The sequence below is a fragment of the Rhodoferax sp. OV413 genome (genome assembly GCF_900104385.1).
Taxonomy (GTDB): Bacteria; Pseudomonadota; Gammaproteobacteria; order Burkholderiales; family Burkholderiaceae_C; genus Rhodoferax_B.
Genome location: NZ_FNJA01000009.1, coordinates 16,740 through 36,593, shown reverse-complemented (window position 1 = coordinate 36,593; position 19,854 = coordinate 16,740). Strand labels below are relative to the sequence as shown.

Annotated in this window: 20 protein-coding genes; 7 read left to right on the top strand and 13 right to left on the bottom strand. The window is 65.6% G+C overall.

The genetic code is table 11. The annotated features are described in order from the left end of the window. Positions 1-88: 88 nt before the first annotated feature. A complete protein-coding gene (locus BLT66_RS23995; protein ID WP_092762034.1) occupies positions 89-1,117 on the bottom strand; it encodes a LacI family DNA-binding transcriptional regulator in 1,029 nt (342 codons plus the stop codon). 16 nt (positions 1,118-1,133) lie between these two features. Next, positions 1,134-1,949 (bottom strand): exodeoxyribonuclease III, encoded by an 816-nt coding sequence (locus BLT66_RS23990; protein ID WP_092762032.1) that lies wholly within the window; start codon positions 1,947-1,949, stop codon positions 1,134-1,136. 11 nt (positions 1,950-1,960) lie between these two features. Here BLT66_RS23990 and pyrE point away from each other — a divergent pair, with 11 nt between their 5' ends. Together pyrE and BLT66_RS23980 are read left to right on the top strand one after the other, a co-directional pair. Further along, a complete protein-coding gene (gene pyrE / locus BLT66_RS23985) occupies positions 1,961-2,644 on the top strand; it encodes an orotate phosphoribosyltransferase (protein ID WP_092762030.1) in 684 nt (227 codons plus the stop codon). Between the two features lie 8 nt (positions 2,645-2,652). After that, positions 2,653-3,276 carry a DUF4124 domain-containing protein gene (locus BLT66_RS23980; RefSeq protein WP_092762191.1) on the top strand — a complete coding sequence of 208 codons (624 nt, stop codon included), beginning with the start codon at positions 2,653-2,655 and terminating at the stop codon, positions 3,274-3,276. A 111-nt stretch (positions 3,277-3,387) separates the two neighbouring features. On the opposite strand, the gene gatB is transcribed toward BLT66_RS23980, so the two are convergent. From gatB to gatC, 3 genes are read right to left on the bottom strand one after another with little or no spacing between them, the layout of a single operon-like run. Further along, the gene (gene gatB / locus BLT66_RS23975) at positions 3,388-4,851 is read right to left on the bottom strand and encodes an Asp-tRNA(Asn)/Glu-tRNA(Gln) amidotransferase subunit GatB (protein ID WP_092762028.1); all 1,464 of its coding nucleotides are present in this window, start codon (positions 4,849-4,851) and stop codon (positions 3,388-3,390) included. Position 4,852: 1 nt separating this feature from the next. Next, complete coding sequence (gene gatA, locus BLT66_RS23970; RefSeq protein WP_092762026.1) at positions 4,853-6,325, bottom strand: Asp-tRNA(Asn)/Glu-tRNA(Gln) amidotransferase subunit GatA; 1,473 nt, start codon at positions 6,323-6,325, stop codon at positions 4,853-4,855. 6 nt (positions 6,326-6,331) lie between these two features. Next, positions 6,332-6,631 (bottom strand): Asp-tRNA(Asn)/Glu-tRNA(Gln) amidotransferase subunit GatC, encoded by a 300-nt coding sequence (gene gatC, locus BLT66_RS23965; protein WP_092762024.1) that lies wholly within the window; start codon positions 6,629-6,631, stop codon positions 6,332-6,334. A 201-nt stretch (positions 6,632-6,832) separates the two neighbouring features. On the opposite strand from gatC, the gene BLT66_RS23960 reads away from it, so the two are divergent. From BLT66_RS23960 to mrdA, 4 genes are read left to right on the top strand one after another with little or no spacing between them, the layout of a single operon-like run. After that, entirely contained in the window at positions 6,833-7,876 is a 1,044-nt protein-coding gene (locus BLT66_RS23960) for a rod shape-determining protein (protein ID WP_092762022.1), read from the top strand. A 21-nt stretch (positions 7,877-7,897) separates the two neighbouring features. Continuing rightward, on the top strand, positions 7,898-8,815 hold the full coding sequence (mreC, locus tag BLT66_RS23955) for a rod shape-determining protein MreC (protein ID WP_092762020.1): 918 nt from the start codon (positions 7,898-7,900) through the stop codon (positions 8,813-8,815). A gap of 25 nt (positions 8,816-8,840) precedes the next feature. Then, a complete protein-coding gene (mreD, locus tag BLT66_RS23950) occupies positions 8,841-9,371 on the top strand; it encodes a rod shape-determining protein MreD (protein WP_092762018.1) in 531 nt (176 codons plus the stop codon). After that, complete coding sequence (gene mrdA, locus BLT66_RS23945) at positions 9,368-11,419, top strand: penicillin-binding protein 2 (RefSeq protein WP_092762016.1); 2,052 nt, start codon at positions 9,368-9,370, stop codon at positions 11,417-11,419. Before mreD ends, mrdA begins: the two co-directional genes overlap by 4 nt. Positions 11,420-11,423: 4 nt before the next feature. On the opposite strand, the gene BLT66_RS23940 is transcribed toward mrdA, so the two are convergent. The 5 genes from BLT66_RS23940 to BLT66_RS23920 form a co-directional block, all read right to left on the bottom strand. Next, positions 11,424-12,182: a sulfite exporter TauE/SafE family protein gene (locus BLT66_RS23940; protein WP_092762014.1), complete on the bottom strand. Its 759-nt coding sequence runs from the start codon at positions 12,180-12,182 to the stop codon at positions 11,424-11,426. A gap of 438 nt (positions 12,183-12,620) precedes the next feature. Then, positions 12,621-13,049, bottom strand: coding sequence for a hypothetical protein (locus tag BLT66_RS23935; protein WP_143029281.1), 429 nt, complete (start codon positions 13,047-13,049; stop codon positions 12,621-12,623). A gap of 99 nt (positions 13,050-13,148) precedes the next feature. Next, complete coding sequence (locus BLT66_RS23930) at positions 13,149-13,502, bottom strand: aminoacyl-tRNA synthetase (protein WP_092762010.1); 354 nt, start codon at positions 13,500-13,502, stop codon at positions 13,149-13,151. An 84-nt stretch (positions 13,503-13,586) separates the two neighbouring features. Beyond that, positions 13,587-15,434, bottom strand: a complete 1,848-nt coding sequence (locus tag BLT66_RS23925; RefSeq protein WP_092762008.1) for a patatin-like phospholipase family protein — start codon at positions 15,432-15,434, stop codon at positions 13,587-13,589. Between the two features lie 73 nt (positions 15,435-15,507). Further along, complete coding sequence (locus BLT66_RS23920; protein ID WP_092762006.1) at positions 15,508-16,284, bottom strand: enoyl-CoA hydratase/isomerase family protein; 777 nt, start codon at positions 16,282-16,284, stop codon at positions 15,508-15,510. Positions 16,285-16,402: 118 nt separating this feature from the next. Between BLT66_RS23920 and BLT66_RS23915 the strand changes: the two genes are divergently transcribed. Further along, complete coding sequence (locus tag BLT66_RS23915) at positions 16,403-17,734, top strand: MATE family efflux transporter (protein ID WP_092762004.1); 1,332 nt, start codon at positions 16,403-16,405, stop codon at positions 17,732-17,734. Here BLT66_RS23915 and BLT66_RS23910 read toward each other — a convergent pair. From BLT66_RS23910 to BLT66_RS23900, 3 genes are all read right to left on the bottom strand, one after another. Further along, positions 17,731-18,276 carry a lipocalin family protein gene (locus BLT66_RS23910; RefSeq protein ID WP_092762002.1) on the bottom strand — a complete coding sequence of 182 codons (546 nt, stop codon included), beginning with the start codon at positions 18,274-18,276 and terminating at the stop codon, positions 17,731-17,733. The genes BLT66_RS23915 and BLT66_RS23910 overlap by 4 nt on opposite strands. Before the next feature lie 71 nt (positions 18,277-18,347). Then, positions 18,348-18,980 (bottom strand): MarC family protein, encoded by a 633-nt coding sequence (locus BLT66_RS23905; protein WP_092762000.1) that lies wholly within the window; start codon positions 18,978-18,980, stop codon positions 18,348-18,350. Between the two features lie 11 nt (positions 18,981-18,991). Continuing rightward, positions 18,992-19,777, bottom strand: coding sequence for an SDR family oxidoreductase (locus tag BLT66_RS23900; RefSeq protein WP_092761998.1), 786 nt, complete (start codon positions 19,775-19,777; stop codon positions 18,992-18,994). Positions 19,778-19,854: the final 77 nt, after the last annotated feature.

The window sequence follows — 19,854 nt, the reverse complement described above, 5'->3', positions numbered from 1 at the left end:
TCTTGGACTTGTGCAAACGCGTTGCACACGTGTGCAATGTAGGCCAAACGTGCTTGTTTGCGCTCTAGGGTCTTCCCTGAGCCGCTACTTATTTGCGGGAGGTGGCGCGCGTGACCAGCGCGACTGGCAGCTGCAGTGTGCGGCTGGGCATGTCGGGTTCGGCCATGCGCTCGGCCAGGCAGGCGACCGCGCTCTCGGCCAGCGCATCGACGTTCTGGCGCAGGGTGGTGAGCCCATAGGCGGACAGGCCGGCCATGGGAATGTCGTCAAATCCGATCACCTGAAAATCCGCCGGCACCTGCAAGCCGTACTGGCGGCGCGCACCGTCGACCAAGCCGCAGGCGAGCACGTCGTTGGCGCAGAACACGCCGTCCGGCCGGTTCTGTGCGTCGGCCAGCAGGGTTTGCGCGGCTTCAAATCCGCCCGCATAGGTGGCCCCGCTGGCGTCAAAGTGGCGCAGGCTGGCCTCGCCGCGTTGCACCGCGGCGGCCAGGGCCTGGACGAAGCCTTCGCCCCGCACGCGGGCGCTGTAGGTGGTGCGGGAGGAGCTTAAAAACACCAGCTTGCGCGCACCACTGGCCAGCAGGGTACGGGCCGCCAGTGCACCGCCTTCGAAGTGGTCGCTGTTGACCACGTCCACGCCTTCCAGATCCGGGGCGCGGTTGATCATGGCCACCGGCACGCGCAGCCGCAGGTATTCCTGGGCCAGCTGGATGGGCGGTGTGCCCGAGGTCAGGATCACGCCCGCGATCCGGTACTGCAGCAGATGCCGCAACGACTTGGCCAGCTGCGCTGGTTCGCTGGCGTCCATCAGCAGCGGGGCCAGCGAGCGCAGAGCCAGGTGGTGGGTGATGGGGCCGAGCAGGCTTTGCAGAAACGGGTCGTCAAAACCCTTGACCACCACGCCCACCAGGTTGCTCTGGCGCTGGATCATGCTGCGCGCCAGCATGTTGACCTGGTAGCCCAGGGCCTCGGCCGCACGCTGCACCTTCTCGCGGGTCTCGGGCGATACGCTGGCCCCCTCGGTGAAGGTGCGCGACACCGCGGAGCGAGAAACACCGGCCTTGCGGGCGACGTCGGCGGCGGTAATCCAGCCGCTGGGGTGGTCTGTGCTCATGGTGGGGAGTGGGGGCTTACAGCGTCAACTCGTAGTCCACGGTGATCGGCGCGTGGTCGGAGAACTTCACGTCTTTGTAGATGTGCTCGCTGCGCGCCAGTGCCGCCAGCGCGGGTGTGGCCAGGTGGTAGTCGAGCCGCCATCCGACGTTGTTCGCATAGGCTTGGCCGCGGTTGCTCCACCAGGTGTAGGCGGTGTCGGTGGCGGTGGGCTGCAGCAGGCGGTAGACATCGACCAGGCCCAGGCCGGCGGCTTCGGCGGCCTCGGGGTGGGCCAGCACATAGCTCATCCAGGCGCGCTCTTCGGGCAGGAAGCCGCTGTTCTTCTGGTTGCTACGCCAGTTTTTCAGGTCGATCTGCTGGTGGGCGATATTGACGTCGCCGCAGAGGATGAACTCGCGGGTTTTGCGCAGGCTGGCCAGGTAGGGACCCATCTCGGCCAGAAACCGGAATTTGGCCAGTTGCCGTTCTTCGCCAGACGAGCCGCTGGGGAAGTAGCAGCTGATGATGGACAGCTTGCGTTTCGGTGTGTCAAAGCGCAGTTCGACATAGCGGCCTTCGGCATCGAACTCGTGCGAACCATAGCCCGTCACCACCTCGCTGGGCGTATGCCGCGAGTACACGCCGACGCCGGAATAGCCCTTCTTTTCTGCAAAGTGAAAGTATCCTTGCAGTCCCGCAAGTTGCTCGAACTTGCCCTGCACATCGGCGGCTTGGGCCTTTACTTCTTGGACACAAATACAATCCGGCGCGGTGGCAGCGATCCAGGCCTCTACGCCCTTGCTGCTGGCCGAGCGGATGCCGTTGAGATTCAGGCTGGTTAATTTGAACAAGGATTTCCCCCATGGTGATTAGCAAAGCGCCAGACAGCTTAGCGCAGGATTTTGTGCAGTTTGCAGTCGATGCAGGGGTGCTGCGGTTTGGTGAATTCAAAACCAAAGCCGGCCGCATGAGCCCCTATTTCTTCAATGCCGGGCTGTTTGACGACGGCGCCCGCATGCAGCGCCTGGCCGAATTCTATGCACAGGCTCTGCTGCACAGCGGCATCGAGTTTGACATGATTTTTGGCCCGGCCTACAAGGGCATTCCGCTGGCGGCCACGGTAGCGGTCGAGCTGGCGCGGCAAGGCCGCAATCTGCCGTTTGCCTACAACCGCAAAGAAGCCAAGGACCACGGCGAAGGCGGCACCCTGGTAGGCGCACCGCTCAAGGGGCGGGTGCTGATCGTCGACGACGTGATGTCGGCCGGCACGGCGGTGCGCGAATCCATCGCCATGATCCAGGCCGCTGGTGCCACGCCCTATGCGGTGGCGATTGCGCTGGACCGGCAGGAGATGGCCACCGAGGACGGCCGTGATGTACCGCACAGTGCGGTGCAATATGTGCGCGATCAGCTCGGATTGCAGGTCTGCGCGATCGCCAAGCTGGCGGATTTGCTGCAATACTTGGAAAGCAATGGCACGGACGCCATGCGCGCCCACCACCTTCGGGTGCTGGATTACCGGCAGCGTTATGGCGTAAATGCATGAACCATGTGATGGCTTGGGCAAGATGGTGGGGGGTGGCGGCTGTATGTGGCGGTCTGCTCGGCGCTGCCAGTGCGCAAGGCATCTTTACCTGTACGGATAGCCGCGGCAAGAAAATCACCTCGGACCGGCCGATTCCCGAATGCCTGGACCGGGAGCAAAAAGAGCTCAATGCCAGCGGCACCGTCAAGCGCAGCATGGGCCCCATACTGACAGCCCAGGAAGCCAACGAGCAGGAAATCCGCGACAAGAAAGCCGCCGAAGAACGGGCCCGCATCAACGACGAGCGCCGCCGCAACCGCGCCATGCTGCTGCGCTACAAAGACCAGGCGGCCCACGATGCCGAACGGGCCAGCGCCCTGACCCAGGTAGACGCCGTGATCCAGACCGCCAACAAGCGCATGGAAGAGCTGGCCCAGCAGCGCAAGACGCTGGACAGCGAGCTCGAGTTCTACAAGAGCGACCCCTCCAAAATCCCGGCCCACTTGCGCCGCCGGGTCAACGAGTTCGAGGAAAACCTGGTTGCCCAGCAGCGCTTCATCGCCAACCAGCAGTTGGAGAAGAAGCGCGTGAACGACCGGTTCGACGAAGAGCTGGCCCGGCTCAAGCCGCTATGGGCTGGAACGGCAAAATAGCGCGCTACTTATTTTGTAGCTTCTGCCGCACGCGCTATAAGCGCTAGAGCCCTGAAAGGCTTAAAAATATTCTTGCTACTCCTCCGGTTGCGCGAACCGATGGAGTGAACCCTATTGCGCTGCCAGCTTGGCTTTGAGCAGTGCGTTGACCTGGCCCGGGTTGGCCTTGCCGGCGCTGGCCTTCATGATCTGGCCGACCAGCGCGTTCAGCGCTTTCTCGTTGCCAGCCTTGAACTCGGCCACATTCTTGGCGTTGGCGGCGATCACGGTGTCGACGATGGCTTCCAGCGCGCCGGTGTCGTTCATCTGCTTCAGGCCCTTGGCCTCGATCACTGCATCGACCTGCGCTTCGGTATCGGTCCACAGCGCATCGAACACCTGCTTGGCGGCGTTGTTGGAGATGGTGTTGTCGGCGATACGGGCCAGTATCTGGGTCAGCTTTTCGGCGGGCAGCGGGGCGTGCTCGATGCCCAGGTCCTGGGTGTTGAGGCGCCGGGCCAGCTCGCCCATGATCCAGTTGGCGGCCAGCTTGGGCGGCGCGCTGGCGTCGATGGCGGCCTCGAAATAGCGGGCGATTTCCTTGCTTTGGGTCAGCGCGCTGGCGTCGTACTCGGACAGGCCGTAGTCCGCGGCAAAGCGCGCCGCCATCACGCGCGGCAGCTCGGCCATCTCGGAGCGCACGCGCTCCACCCACTCGGGCGCCACCACCAGCGGCGGCAGATCCGGGTCGGGGAAGTAGCGGTAGTCGGCCGCGTCTTCCTTGGTCCGCATGGCGCGGGTTTCGCCGGTGTCGGGGTTGAACAGCACGGTGGCCTGCTGGATCTCCAGGCCGTCTTCGATCTGCTCGATCTGCCAGCGGACTTCATAGTCGATGGCCTGCTGCATGAACTTGAAGCTGTTCAGGTTCTTGATTTCGCGGCGCGTGCCCAATGGGCCGCCGGGCTTGCGCACCGACACGTTGGCGTCGCAGCGGAACGAACCTTCCTGCATATTGCCGTCGCAGATGCCGATCCAGGTGACGATCTTGTGCAGCTCTTTGGCGTAGGCCACGGCCTCGGCGCTGGAGCGCATATCGGGCTCGGTGACGATCTCCAGCAGCGGCGTGCCCGCGCGGTTCAGGTCGATGCCGGTCTGGCCGATGAAGTCTTCGTGCAGCGATTTGCCCGCATCTTCTTCCAGATGCGCGCGCACCAGGCGCACGCTCTTCTTCTCGTCGCCCAGGAAGAACTCGACGCTGCCGCCTTGCACCACCGGGATCTCGAACTGGCTGATCTGGTAGCCCTTGGGCAGATCGGGGTAGAAGTAGTTCTTGCGCGCAAATACGCTGCGCGGCGCGATGTGCGAACCCAGCGCCAGGCCGAGCTGGATGGCGCGCTCGACTGCGCCCTTGTTCATCACCGGCAGGGTGCCGGGCAGGGCCAGGTCGACAGCGCAGGCCTGGGTGTTCGGCTCGGCGCCGAAGGCCGTGGAGGCGCGGCTGAAGATCTTGCTCTGGGTTGACAGCTGGGTATGGGTTTCGAAGCCGATGACGACTTCATAGCCCTGCACCAGCAGGGAAGGGGTTGCTTTGCTCATATCAGAAGCCCGCGGGTTGGCGTGTGTGGAAGTCGGTGGCCTGCTGGAAGCGGTGGGCCACGTTCAGCAGCTTGGCTTCTTGCAGGTAGTTGCCGATCAGCTGCAGGCCGACGGGCATGCTGGCTTCGCCAAAACCGGCGGGCACGCTCATGCCGGGCAGGCCGGCCAGCGAGGACGACAGCGTGAAGATGTCGGCCAGGTAGGCGGCCACCGGGTCGGCGGATTTGTCGCCTAGCTTCCAGGCTACGGTGGGCGCTACCGGGCCGGCAATCACGTCGCATTGCTGGAACGCCTGCTGGAAGTCGTTGGCGATCATGCGGCGGATTTTTTGCGCCTGCAGGTAGTAGGCGTCGTAGTAGCCGTGGCTCAGCACATAGGTGCCGATCATGATGCGGCGCTTCACCTCGTCGCCAAAGCCCTCAGAACGGGTCTTTTTGTACATGTCGACCAGGTCGGTGTACTTGTCGGCGCGGTGGCCGAACTTCACGCCGTCGAAGCGGCTCAGGTTGCTCGAGGCCTCGGCCGGCGCAATGATGTAGTAGACCGGGATCGACAGCTCGGTGCGCGGCAGGCTGATGGGCACCAGCTTGGCGCCCAGCTTCTGGTACTGCTGCAGAGCGGCGTCGACAGCGGCGCGCACGTCAGGCGCCAGGCCTTCGCCGAAGAACTCGGCGGGCACGCCGATGCGCAGGCCGTCGATCGAGTCGTTCAGCTGACGGCTGTAGTCTTCGGCGGGAATATCCAGCGATGTCGAGTCGCGGTCCAGATCGGGGCCGCAGATGGCGCTCAGCAGCAGCGCACAGTCTTCGGCGCTGCGTGCCATCGGGCCGGCCTGGTCCAGGCTGGAGGCAAATGCCACCATGCCGTAGCGCGAGGCCCGGCCGTAGGTGGGCTTGATGCCGGTGATGCCGCAGAACGAGGCCGGCTGGCGGATCGAGCCGCCGGTGTCGGTGCCGGTGGCTGCCGGCAGCAGGCGCGCGGCCACCGCTGCGGCGCTGCCGCCCGACGAGCCGCCGGGAATCCGCGTGCGGTCCCAGGGGTTCAGTACCGGCTGAAAGGCCGAGTTCTCGTTGGCCGAGCCCATGGCGAATTCGTCGCAGTTCAATTTTCCCAGCGTAACCACGCCCTGCTGCGCCAGCTGGTTCACGACTGTGCTATCAAAAGATGAGCGATAGCCGTCTAGCATCTTGGAGCCGGCGGTGGTCGGGAAGTCTTTGGTCACAAAGATGTCCTTGTGCGCCATCGGCACGCCTTCCAGCGTGCCGGCCGTGCCATTGGCTAAGCGGGCATCGGCGGCCTGGGCCTGGCGCAGGCTGACGGCTTCATCCATCGCCAGGTAGCTGCCGAGCCCGCTATGGGCCTGGGCGCGGGCCAGGAAATGCTGGGTGGTTTCGACGGCGGAGACTTTGCGGGCGCGCAATTGCTGCGCCAGTTCGACCAGCGTCAGGTCGTGTAGCTGTGTGGGGAGACTCATGGCGCTTTATTCAATGACTTTGGGAACCAGGAACAGACCGCGCTCGACGGCCGGGGCGGTCTGCTGGTTGGCTTCGCGCTGGTTGGGCTCGCTCACCACATCGTCGCGCAGGCGCAGCACGATGTCCTGCATGGCGGCCACCGGATGGGCCAGCGGCTCGATGCCGGTGGTGTCTACCGCGCGCATGGCTTCGACGATGCCGAAGAAGCCATTGAGCTGGGTCAGCAGGCGGTCACGCTCAGAAGGTTGGAGTTCCAGCCGGGCCAGATTGGCGATGCGGTCGATTTCGGGAGGTGTCAGTGCCATGTCAGAAACAGGGTTGAAAACGAATGTAAAGTGGACTTTGCGCTCTGTAGGCGGTGGTTCGCTACAGGGGATGCGGTATTATCCCGCCTTTGGTGTGGCGGTTACCCGTTTGCCGTCATTTGCACCGAAAACCCCTATTTCGACCCGTATTTACACGGCGATGGCAGGCCGACGCGCAGGCCATGCCCGAGAGGATTTTGCATGTTTGGGACTTTTCGTCGGTATTTTTCGACCGACCTGGCCATTGACCTTGGCACCGCCAACACCCTGATTTACGTACGCGGCAAGGGCATTGTGCTCGACGAACCGTCCGTAGTCGCCATCCGCCATGAAGGCGGACCCCAGGGTAAAAAAACCATCCAGGCCGTCGGCAAGGAAGCCAAGGCCATGCTGGGCAAAGTGCCCGGCAACATCGAGGCCATCCGCCCGATGAAGGACGGCGTGATTGCCGACTTCACCGTCACCGAGCAGATGCTCAAGCAGTTCATCAAGATGGTGCACCCGCGCGGCGTATTCCGCCCCAGCCCGCGCATCATCATCTGCGTGCCCTGCGGTTCTACCCAAGTGGAACGCCGCGCCATCCGTGAATCGGCACTCGGTGCCGGTGCTTCCGAGGTGTATCTGATCGAAGAACCCATGGCAGCGGCCATCGGTGCTGGCCTGCCAGTGTCGGAGGCCAGCGGCTCCATGGTGGTCGACATCGGCGGCGGTACCACCGAAGTCGGCGTGATCTCGCTGGGCGGCATGGTCTACAAGGGCAGCGTGCGCGTCGGCGGCGACCGTTTCGACGACGCCATCATCAACTACATCCGCCGTAACTACGGCATGCTGATCGGCGAGCCCACCGCCGAAGCCATCAAGAAGAACATCGGCTCGGCCTTCCCCGGCTCCGAAGTCAAGGAGATGGAAGTCAAGGGCCGCAATCTGTCCGAAGGCGTGCCGCGCAGCTTCACCATCTCCAGCAACGAGATTTTGGAAGCGTTGACCGACCCTCTGAACAACATCGTGGCGGCCGTCAAGAACGCGCTGGAACAAACCCCGCCCGAGCTCGGGGCCGACATTGCCGACCGCGGCATGATGCTGACCGGCGGTGGCGCACTGCTGCGCGACCTGGACCGCCTGCTGGCCGAAGAAACCGGCCTGCCGGTGCTGGTGGCCGAAGAGCCGCTGACCTGCGTGGTGCGCGGCTGCGGTATTGCACTGGAGCGGATGGAGCGCCTGGGCTCGATCTTCACCAGCGAATAAGCGTTGTAGGAGCTTGCGGCGATGCCACTCGGTACGCTGGACAGGACCCCGCCCCCGTTCTTCAAACAGGGTCCTTCGGCCCTGACCAAACTGGTTTTCTTCAGCGCGCTGTCTCTGTTCCTGATGGTGGCCGATTCGCGCTTTGCGCTGATGCGGCCGCTGCGTGCTGGTCTTGCGATCGCGCTGTACCCGGTGCAGTGGATGGTGCTGGAGCCGCTGCGGCTGCTGCAGGGCGGTGGCGCCTATTTCGAGGGCATGGGCGCGTTGCAGGCCAAGGCCGATAACGCCGAGCGCCAGCTGGCGGCCCAGTCTCTGCGCTCCGGCCAAGTGGAACAGCTGACCCTGGAAAACCAGCGCCTGCGCCAACTGCTGGAGCTGCGCGCCCACATCACCACTCCGTCGCAAAGTGCCGAAGTGCTGTACGACGCCGCCGACGCCTACACCCGCAAGGTAGTGATCGACCGGGGAACGGCCCAGGGCGTGGTGGCCGGATCGCCGGTGCTAGACGGTCTGGGCGTGCTCGGCCAGGTCACCCGCGCCTATCCGATGGTCAGCGAAGTCACCCTTCTGATCGACCGCGACCAGGCGATTCCCGTACTGAACACCCGCACCGGCGCGCGCAGCGTGGCCTATGGCGACCCTTCGTCGTTTGGCGGTCAGCTGGAGCTGCGTTTCATGGCCGGCAACTCCGACGTGCAGGTGGGCGATGTGCTGACCACCAGCGGCGTCGACGGTGTCTACCCGGTCGGCCTGCAGGTCGCCAAGATCGCCAAGATCGAGCGCCGCGCCGATTCGGCTTTTGCCCGCATCTATTGCACGCCGGTCGCCCAGGTGGCTGCGGCACGCCATGTGATGGTGCTGCAGCCGGTGGGCTCACAGCTGCCCGAAATTCCTGCCGCCTTGCCGCCAGTTGCTCCAAAAAAAGGAGCTAAAAAGTGATGCTACATAAGCGCAGGAGCTCCATATGATCATGCGCCCCGGCCAGCAGCTGCTGCTGCCTGCGAACCCGGTGTTCATTGGCGCCAGCCTGGTGCTGGCGCTGCTGGTCAACATGGCCGAGAACATCGGGCTGTGGGGCCGCGCGCCCTGGGTGCCGGACCTGCTGGCGGTGCTGCTGGTGTTCTGGAGCGTGCACCAGCCGCAGCGCGTGGCCATTGGCACTGCCTTTGTGTTCGGTCTGTGCATGGACGTGCACCAGACCAGCCTGCTCGGCCAGCATGCGCTGGGTTATTCGGTGTTGAGCTTTCTGGCCATCGCCATGCACCGGCGCCTGCTGTGGTTTACCGTGCCCTCGCAGGCCATGCAGGTGCTGCCGCTGTTTGGCGCCGCCCATTTGATCGAGCTGCTGCTGCGCATGGCCGGTGGCGGCACCTTCCCGGGCTGGTCGCTGCTGGTTGCGCCGCTGCTGGAATCTGCGCTGTGGCCGCTGGTCAGCATTGTCCTGCTAGCCCCACAACGGATGGCGCCTGACCCCGACAAGACCCGTCCTCTATGACCGAACTCCGCGATGTAGGGGTCGAGGTCTCGCGTTTTCGGATGCGGCTGCTGGCGGCGGGTGTGGTGGTGGTGCTGGCTTTCTGCGGGCTGGCGACGCGCCTGGCCTATCTGCAGATCGTGCGGCATGACGACTTGCTGGAGCGCGCCGAAAACAACCGCACCGCCATCGTGCCGGTGGTACCGAACCGCGGCCTGATCCTGGACCGCAATGGTGTGGTGCTGGCCAGTAACTACTCGGCCTACACCCTGGAGATCACCCCCAGCAAGGTGCCGGATCTGGCCCAGACCATAGACGAGCTGGCCGAGGTGGTGGACATCCAACTGCGCGACCGGCGCCGCTTCAAGAAGCTGGTCGAAGAGTCGCGCAACTTCGAATCCCTGCCGATCCGCACCCGTTTGACCGATGTCGAGGTGGCCCGCTTCGCCGCCCAGCGCTACCGCTTTCCTGGCGTGGACATCAAGGCCCGGCTGTTCCGCACCTACCCGTATGGCGAGCTGGCCAGCCATGTGATCGGCTACATCGGCCGCATCAACCAGGCGGAAAAAGCCCGCATCGACGAGTCTGACGACGCCGACAACTACCGTGGCACCGAATACATAGGCAAGCTCGGCGTGGAGCAAAGCTACGAGAGCCAGCTGCACGGCCTGACCGGAGTGGAAGAAATCGAAACCTCGGCCGGCGGCCGTGCCGTGCGCCGCCTGGCCAGCAACCCTGCCACGCCGGGCAACACCGTGGTCATGTCCATCGACATCAAGCTGCAAAAGCTGATCGAAGACCTGTACGGCGACCGCCGCGGCGCCATGGTGGCGCTGGACCCTAAGACCGGCGAGGTGCTGGCCTTCGTCAGCAAGCCCACCTTTGACCCGAATCTGTTTGTTGAAGGCATCGATGCCGAAAACTGGCAGGCGCTGAACGAGTCGCCCGACAAGCCGCTGCTGAACCGGGCGCTGCGCGGCACCTACCCGCCGGGCTCCACCTATAAGCCCTTCATGGCGCTGGCTGCGCTGGAAACCGGCAAGCGCACGCCGCAGCAAACCATTCTGGACCCCGGCTTCTTCGTACTCGGCAACCACCGCTTCCGCGACGACAAGGAAGGCGGCCACGGCGTGGTCGACATGTACAAATCCATCGTCCAGTCCTGCGACACCTACTACTACATCCTGGCCAACGACATGGGCGTGGACCTGATGCACGACGAGATCAGCAAGTTCGGCTTTGGCGCGCTCACCGGCATCGACATCTTTGGCGAGGTGCGCGGCGTGCTGCCGTCCACCGCCTGGAAGCGCCGCGCCTACAAGCGCCCCGAGCAGCAGAAGTGGTACGCGGGCGAAACCATTTCGCTGGGCATTGGCCAGGGCTACAACAATTTCACCATGCTGCAGCTGGCCCTGGCCACCGGCGTGATCGCCAATGACGGCGTGAAGATGAAGCCGCACCTGGTGAAGGAAATCACCGACGTGGTGACCCATACCTCGCAGCAGACCCTGCGCGAGATCAAGGCCGAGATCAGCGCCAAGCCGGAGAACATCCAGGTCATCAAGAGGGCCCTGGTCGGCGTGAATATCGAGGGCACGGGCGCCACGGCGTTCCGCGGCGCGCCCTATGTGGCAGCTGGCAAGACCGGTACCGCCCAGGTGGTGTCGATCGGCAAGAACGAGAAGTACAACGCCGCCACCACGCCCGAACGCTTCCGCGACCACGCCCTGTACATGGCCTTTGCACCGGCCGACGACCCGAAGATCGCCCTGGCCATGGTGGTGGAAAACGCTGGCTTCGGCGGCGCCGCGGCCGCGCCTATCGCCCGCCGGGTGTTCGACTACTGGCTGCTGCAGCAATACCCGAGCGAGCAAGACCTGGCCGCGGTGCGCCAGGGCCAGGCGCAAACCCCCATCGGCCAGCCGCGGGCGGTGGCCGATGTGCCGGGCCTGCCCAGCCTGTCTGCCGCCGCGCTGGCGGCATCGGCGCCCGTGGCGGCGGCGTCCCGGCCGGTGGCTGCGGCCTCGGCTGTACCGGTTTCGGCGGCGTCTGCGGCCCGCCGCCCCTGAGCCGTCAGGCCGCGAAGGCGGCGTAGCTGGTCTTCAGGATCAGCGCACCCACCACCACGATGAACACGCCGCGCACAAAGCCCGTGCCGTGCTTCAGCGCCAGGCGCGAGCCCAGCACGCTGCCCAGTACATTGGCAATCGCCATGGGCAGCACGAAATGCCACCAGATGTGGCCGGTGGAGACAAACAGGATCAGCGCTGCCAGGTTGGTGGCGGTGTTCAGCAGCTTGGCCGAGGCCGAGGCGTGCAGGAAGTCGTAGCCCAGCCAGCGCACCAGTAGAAACACGAAGAAGCTGCCCGTGCCCGGGCCGAAGAAGCCGTCGTAGAAGCCGATGGTCAGGCCGACAGCGCTGGCGATCAGGGTCTCCTGCAGGCCGTTGAAGCGTGGCGCATGCACCCGGCCCAGGTCTTTCTTCACAAGGGTGTAGACCAGCACCGCCAGCAGCACCACCGGCAGCAGCTTGCGCAGAAAGTCGCTCGGCACTACCGTTACCAGCCAGGCGCCGGCAAAGGCCCCGGCAAAGCCCGCACCGGCCGCCGGCAGCAGCGACTGCCAACGCAGCTGCACCCGCCGGCTGTACTGCCAGGTGGCAAAGCCCGTGCCCCAAATTGAGGCGCCCTTGTTCACGCCAAACAGCGTTGCCGGGTGGGTGGTGGGAAAGGCCGTGAACAAAGCGGGCACCATGATCAAGCCGCCGCCGCCCACAATCGCATCGACAAAACCGGCCAGCAGCGAGGCCAGCGACACAAACAAGAGTTCCATGGCCAAGATTGTCGCATCCGAAAATGCTATAGATTGAGTAGCGGCTAGCGTAAGCTATATAAGCGCCAGCAGCCAAAAACGTCTATACCCGGCGCAATGACACCCCTTCCAGAGATACCGTGGGACCGGCTCTGCCGGGCCACTGGTATCGCCCCCTGCAAGGGGGTTGGCGGAAACACGAAGTGTGGAGCCTGGGGGTGAGCCAGAAAAGAAAAAAGCGCCGGGGTTAGCGGCGCTTTTCAAAAAACATCTCGTTCGGATGCCTAATTAAATATTGTGATCATTCTGGCTGGGTGTCTCCCCGGACCCTCGCGGAAAGAAGCGCTGGGCCTCTTTGCAAGTTGGCGAGACTTTATCCCTTCGTCTGCCAATCCGTATTGGGATTAACCCTTTTGGGGTTTGTCCGCGCCCTTACTTGGTGCGCCCGCCGCACAAAGTTCAATGCGCGGCCAGCTGCTGCCCGGCCAGGCGTTCTTCGGCGATGAAGTCGCTGTAGGTGAACTCGGCATGGCCAGTATCGGCTTGTTCCTGCTCTTCCTTCAGGGTCTGGGTCAGCAGCTTGCGCAGCACCATCAGGCTGCCGGGGTCGAGCGCACGCTCGGTTTCGTTCAGCGAGCGCTGCAGGTCGGCGCTGCCCATGTGGGCTTTGTGCGCGTCCTGGTATTCAATCGCCCGGGTAATCCGCGCCGCCAGTTGCCGGGTAGCGGTGAAGCGGCTGGCCGCAAAAGCCGGGTGCACCCGGCTCAGCACCAGCTGCAGGCCGCCGAGCAGGATTTGCAGTTCCAGCAGCTGGGCGTTGTCGGTTACCCGAGGCAGCATGAACTCGGTATTCCACGGTGTATCCAGGCGCAATTGAGGGAGGTTCATGGCTAGAAATTCTAGCCATTGCCCCCCGAATGAAGCCCCGCTAAGCGGCTGAAAACCATAGCAATTAGCGCCTTCCAAAACCGCTCACTGAACACGTCTTCAGGCGGCGCGCACGGCCTTCGGGTGTTCGAGCCGGTGAATCACTTCCTTCACCACCGCCAGCATCACTGCGCGGTCGGGGTTCGGGTGGTCGGCGAAGTGCTGGGTGGTGTGGCCGGCGACCACGAAGCCGCCCGCCGCATCCGAGCCGAACACCAGGCCGATGCGGTGCTGCACCAGCAGCGGCCCGCAGGCGCTCCACTGGCGGGTCCACTGCGGCAGCTTGTCTCGGCCTTCCCACAGCGTGCCGGCGGATTCGTAGCATTCTTCGATCTGGTGGTGGCCCAGCAGATGGGCCAGTTGCCGCTCTTTTGCGACACAGCTGCGGAAGTACTCTTCGTCGGTCATACGCATGGTGCGGTTCCCCGGGGTGCTGCAGATCAGCCCACTATAGGCCGATGCCGCTCAGATGGCAGCGGGTTTTTGCTAGGGGGTGTGCTAGGCCTTGCCCAGCACCTGCACCGCATGCGCATAGCCGCGCTGGACGATGTTCTCGAAGCGCCGCCACTGCAGGATGCCGACTCGGGTCAGCGGCGGGTTGAAGTACAGGTCGCACTGCTGCTGGGCGCTGGCCTGGCGCGACATGCTGTACAGAATGGTCACCGTCATCAGGTACGAGGGCAGGGAGGGCAGGCGGTAGCGGCGCTGGCTGTGCGGGCGCAGCCGGTCGCGCAGCAGGGCCCAGGTGCCCGGCATCTCGGCGTGGTCGACCCGCACCGGGGTGCGGATGTTCAGGTCTACGCCGATCACTCGGCCCACGCCGCGCATGCCGCGCATCACGTTCACCGGGAAGTTGTTGAAGCTGCCGCCGTCGCACAGCAAGTCGTTGCCGTGGATCACCGGCGGCAGCGCGCCGGGGATCGAGGTGCTGGCCAGCAGGGCGTGCACCAGGTTGCCGCTGGCGATGCGCTGTTCGCTGGCGGTGGAGAAATTGGTCGCCACGCAGTAGAAGTTCTTCCACAGGTCTTCCACGTCGGCATCGAAGCCCAGCAGCTCCTCTACCGCGCGCGAAAGGATGCGGTGCAGCCGCAGGCCCTTGATCAGCGACAGTACCGGGAACAGGTTGAAGTCGCCCGTGGGGTTGGTGGCAAACGCGCGCCGGGCGTTTGCCATGATGCTGTCCAGCGGCTGGTCGGAGGCCACATAGGTGGCCATCACCGCGCCTATGCTGGTGCCGCCGACCCAGTCGATCTCGGTTTTGCGCTCCAGCAGCGCGCGGTACACGCCCAGGTGCGCCAGGCCGCGCGCGCCGCCGCCGGCCAGTACCAAGCCTACCGCGGTGCGGCTCTGGATGCGGGCCAGCCGCGCCATGTCGCGCTCCAGCGCCGGGCGGATGTGGAAGTGCCCGGCCAGCGGGCGGCGGGCCAGCCAGTCCCGGGTGCCGCGCGGCGCATGCTGGTCGGCCGGGTGCAGCAGCACCAGGATTTCGGCGGCCTCGGTCAGCGCCGGGCGGCGCATCAGGAACTGGGTTTCGATGGGGTGCAGCGCCGGCGGCTGGGTGGCATCGGCCAGCAGCAGCAGCTCGTCGCAGTGGCGGCAGCAGCGCTGGGTCCAGGCCGTGGGGCCGGCGTCGGCCAGCAGCAGCACGAAGTCATGCTCGGCCTCGATGGCGTCCAGCAGCATGGCGATGCGGCGCTGGGTTTCCTTGTCGGTGTTGTCGCTGGGGCCCAGGCCTATGGCTTCCAGCTGCTGGTCGATGTCGTGCCGGCTGACCACGCAAACCCGGCCCTTGGGCGCCAGCTGGGCGGCCAGCCGTTCGGCAAAGTCGGCGAGTGCCACGCCGCCCAGGTCGCTGGTGATCGGCAGCAGGCCCATGGTGACCAGGGTGTCCTTCGACGCCTGGGGCTGGTCGTCCTTCAGCTGGCGGATGATCTGCCGGGTCAGCGCCAGCGACACCTGGGCGCTGCGCGCCAGCAGCCGGCGAAAGGCCGGCTGGTCGAGCCGGGCCAGCACCGTGTCGCGCACCGCCACCACCGTGGCTGCGCGGGGTGCGCCGGTGTACAGGCTCATTTCGCCCACCACCTGGCCGCGGGTGATCTCGGCCACCTTGCGCAGGCTGCCGTCGGGGGCCTGCACATAGGCGCGCAACCTGCCGCTGACCACCAGGTACATGGCGTCGCCCGCGTCGCCCTGGGCCATCAGGGTCTCGCCGCCGCTGATCTCCTGCCACTGCAGGCTGTCGCGCAGCATGTCCATGGCGCCGTGTTCGAGCGCGCCGAAGAAGGCGTGCAGGTGCCGCTGCAGCAAAGCGTCCTGGGATTGCTGGCGGATCCGGGCCGTACTCATGCGGCGCTACTCTTTATGTAGCTGTTGGCGCTGATGGAATAAGCGCTGGAGGCCGATAAGGTGTTGAACAAGCTCAGCGGCCCAGCCACTGCGGTGGGCGCTTTTCCTGGAAGGCTTTTTGGCCTTCGCGGGCGTCTTCGGTCAGCGCGAACAGGGCGATCTGGCTCTCGGTAAACGCTACTGCCTGGTCAAACGGCATGGGCTCCACCGTCTTCAGCGTGTACAGGCCGCGGCGGATGGCGGCCGGCGATTTGTCCAGCAGGCGCTGCAGCAGCCAATCCAGCCGGCCGTCCAGGTCCGCGTCCACGTAGTTCAGCAGGCCGATCTCCAGCGCCTGGGCGGCGTTGATGGGTTCGCCGGTCAGGCACATCTCGTTGAGGATGCGGCGCGGCACCAGCGGCTGCAGCACGCTCAGCACCTGGGCCGGGAACACGCCGACCTTGACCTCGGGCAGGCCGAAGATGGCTTGCGGGCTGGCCACCGCCATGTCGCACATCGCCAGCAGGCCCATGCCGCCGGCCATGCAGGCACCGTTGACCCGGGCGATCAGCGGCAGCTGGCTGGCGCGGGCGCGGCGCAGCAGCTGGGCCAGGTGGCCGTGCGGGTCGGCGTAGTTGGTGGTGAAGGCCGGGCCGGACTGCAGGTCCATGCCCGCGCAAAAGGCTTTTTGGCCGGCGCCGGTGAGCACGATGGCGCGGATGCCGTCCTGGCTTTGCGCCGCGTCTATCGCTTGGTCCAGCGCCGCCAGCAGGCCGTGGGTCAGGGCGTTGCGCCGGGCCTCGCGCTGCAGCGTGAGCCAGAGCACCGGGCCACGGGTTTCGACCAGAAGTTCTGGGGGGCTGTCTTGCATACCGCTTGCCTTTTTATAAGTTGAATTGCCACTTTGCGCAGACAGTTAGAGCGCAAGCAGCTATCTATTTAATAGTAACTCGGGCTGTACCATCGCGCACTGTTCCTCGGTCCGCCCCATGCCCACACCCTCCACGCCCCGCTTCGTCACCGGCCCATTGTTCCGCCATGTGGCGGTGATGTCCACCACCTCGGCCATCGGTCTGGTGGCGGTGTTCGTGGTGGACCTGATCAACCTGTTCTACATCTCGCGCCTGGGCGAGCAGTCGATTGCCGCGGCCGTCGGCTTTGCCGGCGTGGTGGGCTTCTTCCATACCTCGCTATGCATAGGTTTGACCATCGGCATCACCGCCGTTGTGGCGCGCACCGTGGGCGCGGGCCGGGTGCTGGACGCGCAGCGCCTGGCCATGTCCAGCCTGTTCTGGATGCTGCTGCTGGCGATGCTGATCGGCAGCGGCACGGCGCCGTTTCTCCACCCCTTGCTGCGCGCCCTGGGCGCCACCGGCGAAACCGAGCGCCTGGCCGCGCGCTACCTGGCGGTGACGGTGCATGCGCTGCCGCTGCTGGGCATCGGCATGGCCAGCTCGGCGCTGCTGCGTTCGGTCGGCGATGCGCGCGGCGCCATGGCCGTGACCCTGGGCGCCGCGCTGGTGACCGCGGTGCTGGACCCGATCCTGATCTTCGGCCTGCACATGGGGCTGGACGGTGCGGCCGCCACCGCCGTGGTGTCGCGCAGCCTGATGGCCTATGTGGGCCTGCGCGGCGTGCTGCGGCACCGCATGCTGGGCCGGCTGGACCGCGCCAGCCTGTGGCCCGACGCCAAGCTGCTGGCCGTGGTGGCCGGCCCGGCGGTACTGACCAACCTGGCCACGCCGGTGGGAGCGGCTTTCGTCACCCATGCGATCGCCCAGTTCGGCGCCTCGGCCGTGGCCGGCCAGGCCATCATCGACCGGGTCACGCCGGTGGCCTTCGGCACCATCTACGCGCTGAGCGGCGCGGTCGGCCCCATCCTGGCGCAGAACCTGGGTGCCGGCCAGTTCGACCGGGTGCGCGAGGGCCTGCGCGCCAGCCTGCTGTTCATGCTGATCGCGGTCGGCAGCGCCTGGCTGCTGCTGGCGCTGGGCCAGCATCTGCTGGTGCAGGCCTTCAGCGCCGAGGGCGATGCGGCGCACCTGATCCGCATGTTCTGTTCGTGGCTGGCGGCCAGCTTCTTGTTTGCCGGCGCGCTGTTCGTGGCCAACGCGGCCTTCAACAACCTGGGCCGGCCGCTGTGGTCCACCGGCTTCAACTGGGCGCGCGCCACCCTGGGTACGATTCCGTTCGCCTGGTGGGGCGCGCAGTATGGCCCGGTGGGCGTGCTGGCCGGGGCGGCGGTGGGCAGCGCCATCTTTGGCTCGCTGGCGATGCTGGTGGCGTTCCGCCTGGTCGGGCGGATGGGGGCTAAAGTCTAGGAATCGCTGCGCGATTGGTCCACCCAGACCAGCTGGTCCACCGCAATGCCAATCTCCTGGGCCTTGGCCAGCAACTGGCTGCGCACGGCGGCGGGCAATTGCTTGTCGCGCGCCAGAATCCAGGCGTAGCTGCGGTCGGCGCCGACCACCAGGGCCCAGCGGTAGTCGGCGTCCAGCTGCACCACGTGGTAGCCGCCGTAGAACGGACCGAAGAACGACACCTTCAGCGAGGCCACCTGCGGGCTGCCGGTGAACAGGGCGCGGCCCTCGGCCTGCTTCCATTCCTTCTTCTCATTGTTGTAGCCGCGGTTCAGCACTTGGACGCTGCCGTCGGCTTGCAGCGTGTAGGTGGCGCTGACGTTGCCCAGGCCGCGTTCGAAGGAATGGTCGAGCCGGGCGATCTCGAACCACTTGCCCGCGTAGCGGGTGGCATCGAACGGGGTGACGGCGGTGATGCCCTCGGGCACGGCGGTGGAGCAGCCGGCCAGCGCCAGTACGCCGGCCAGTACCACGCTGCGTCGGGAAAGGGGGGCTAGGGGCATGGGATGAATTTATATAGAAAGTGGCTGTAGCGCAGGTTCTACCAGCGCAAGCTGCTATGTTTATGGAAGCATCAACCGCCCAGCACCGGGAACAGCTTGTGCAGGCCGTCGGCCATCACTTCGACCGACAGCGCGGCCAGGATCAGGCCCATCAGCCGGGTCATCACATTGATGCCGGTCTTGCCCAGCACCCGGGCGATGGGGCCGGCCAGCGAAAAGCACAGCGCGGTGGCCAGGCCGATGACCACGCCGTAGCCCACCAGGGTCACCAGCTGCAAGAGGGTCTTGGCCTTGTCCGCATAAATCACCACGGTGGACATGCTGGCCGGGCCGGTCAGCAAAGGGATGGCCAGCGGCACCACGGCGATGCTGGAGCCGACGGCGGCGCGTTCCGATGCGTCCTGCAGTTCCACCGAGGTGGATTTGGATTCGGCCGGCTGGGCGTTCAGCATGTTCAGCGACGAGGTCATCAGCAGCAGGCCGCCGCCGACCTGGAAGCTGGCCAGCGAGATGTTGAAGAAGTCCAGGATCTGCAGGCCCAGCAAGGCGCTGATGGCGATCACCACAAACGCGCTGAACGACGACACCATGATCGTGCGCCGGCGCTGCGCTTCAGAAAAGCTTTGCGTGTAGTGGATGAAGAACGGCACGATAGCCAGCGGGTTGACGATGGCCAGCAGGGTGATGAGGGGTTTGAAATCCATAACGCCGGAGCTTAACGCCCGCCGCTGACATCCACCAGTGCCGCCGTCGTATAGCTGGCTTCGGGGCTCAGCAGCCAGAGGATGGCATGGGCCACTTCTTCGGCCGTGCCGCCGCGCTGCAGGGGCACGCTGCTGGCCAGGTCGCGCACCCGGTCGGGCAGGCCGCCCGAGGCATGGATGTCGGTCTCGATCAGGCCGGGGCGCACGGCGTTGACGCGGATGCCGTCGGCCGCCACCTCCTTGGCCAGGCCCAGTGTCATGCTGTCGATCGCGCCCTTGGCGGCCGCGTAGTCCACATACTGGCCGGGCGAGCCCAGGCGCGAGGCCGCGCTGGACACATTGACGATGGCGCCGCCGCGGCCGTAGCCGGCGCCAAAGTTGCGTTCGCCCTGGCTTGTGCCCATGCGCCGCACGGCTTCGCGCGCGCACAGAAAGCTGCCGATCACATTGATGTTGAACATGCGCTGCAGCCGCGCCAGGTCCATGTGCTCAACCCGGCACGGCGCGTCCACCACGCCGGCGTTGTTGACCAGGCCGTACAGCGGGCCCAGCTGCGCGTCCACCGCGGCAAACAGGCGCAGCACCTGGGCTTCGTCGGCAATATCGGCCTGCAGCGCGATGGCCTGGCCGCCCTGGGCCTGGATCTCGGCCACCAGCTGCTCGGCGGCGCCGGCGTTGTGCGCGTAGTTGATTGCTACCGCATAGCCGCGCTGGGCCGCCAGCTGCGCGGTGGCGGCGCCGATGCCGCGGCCGCCGCCGGTGACCAGCAATACAGGATGATCGGAAGTAGGGGTCATAGAAGAGCGTGTAGGTGGAAATGAAACGATACCAGTACCATGCGCTCCGAATCCATTTCCCCATTCTCAGGAGCTGC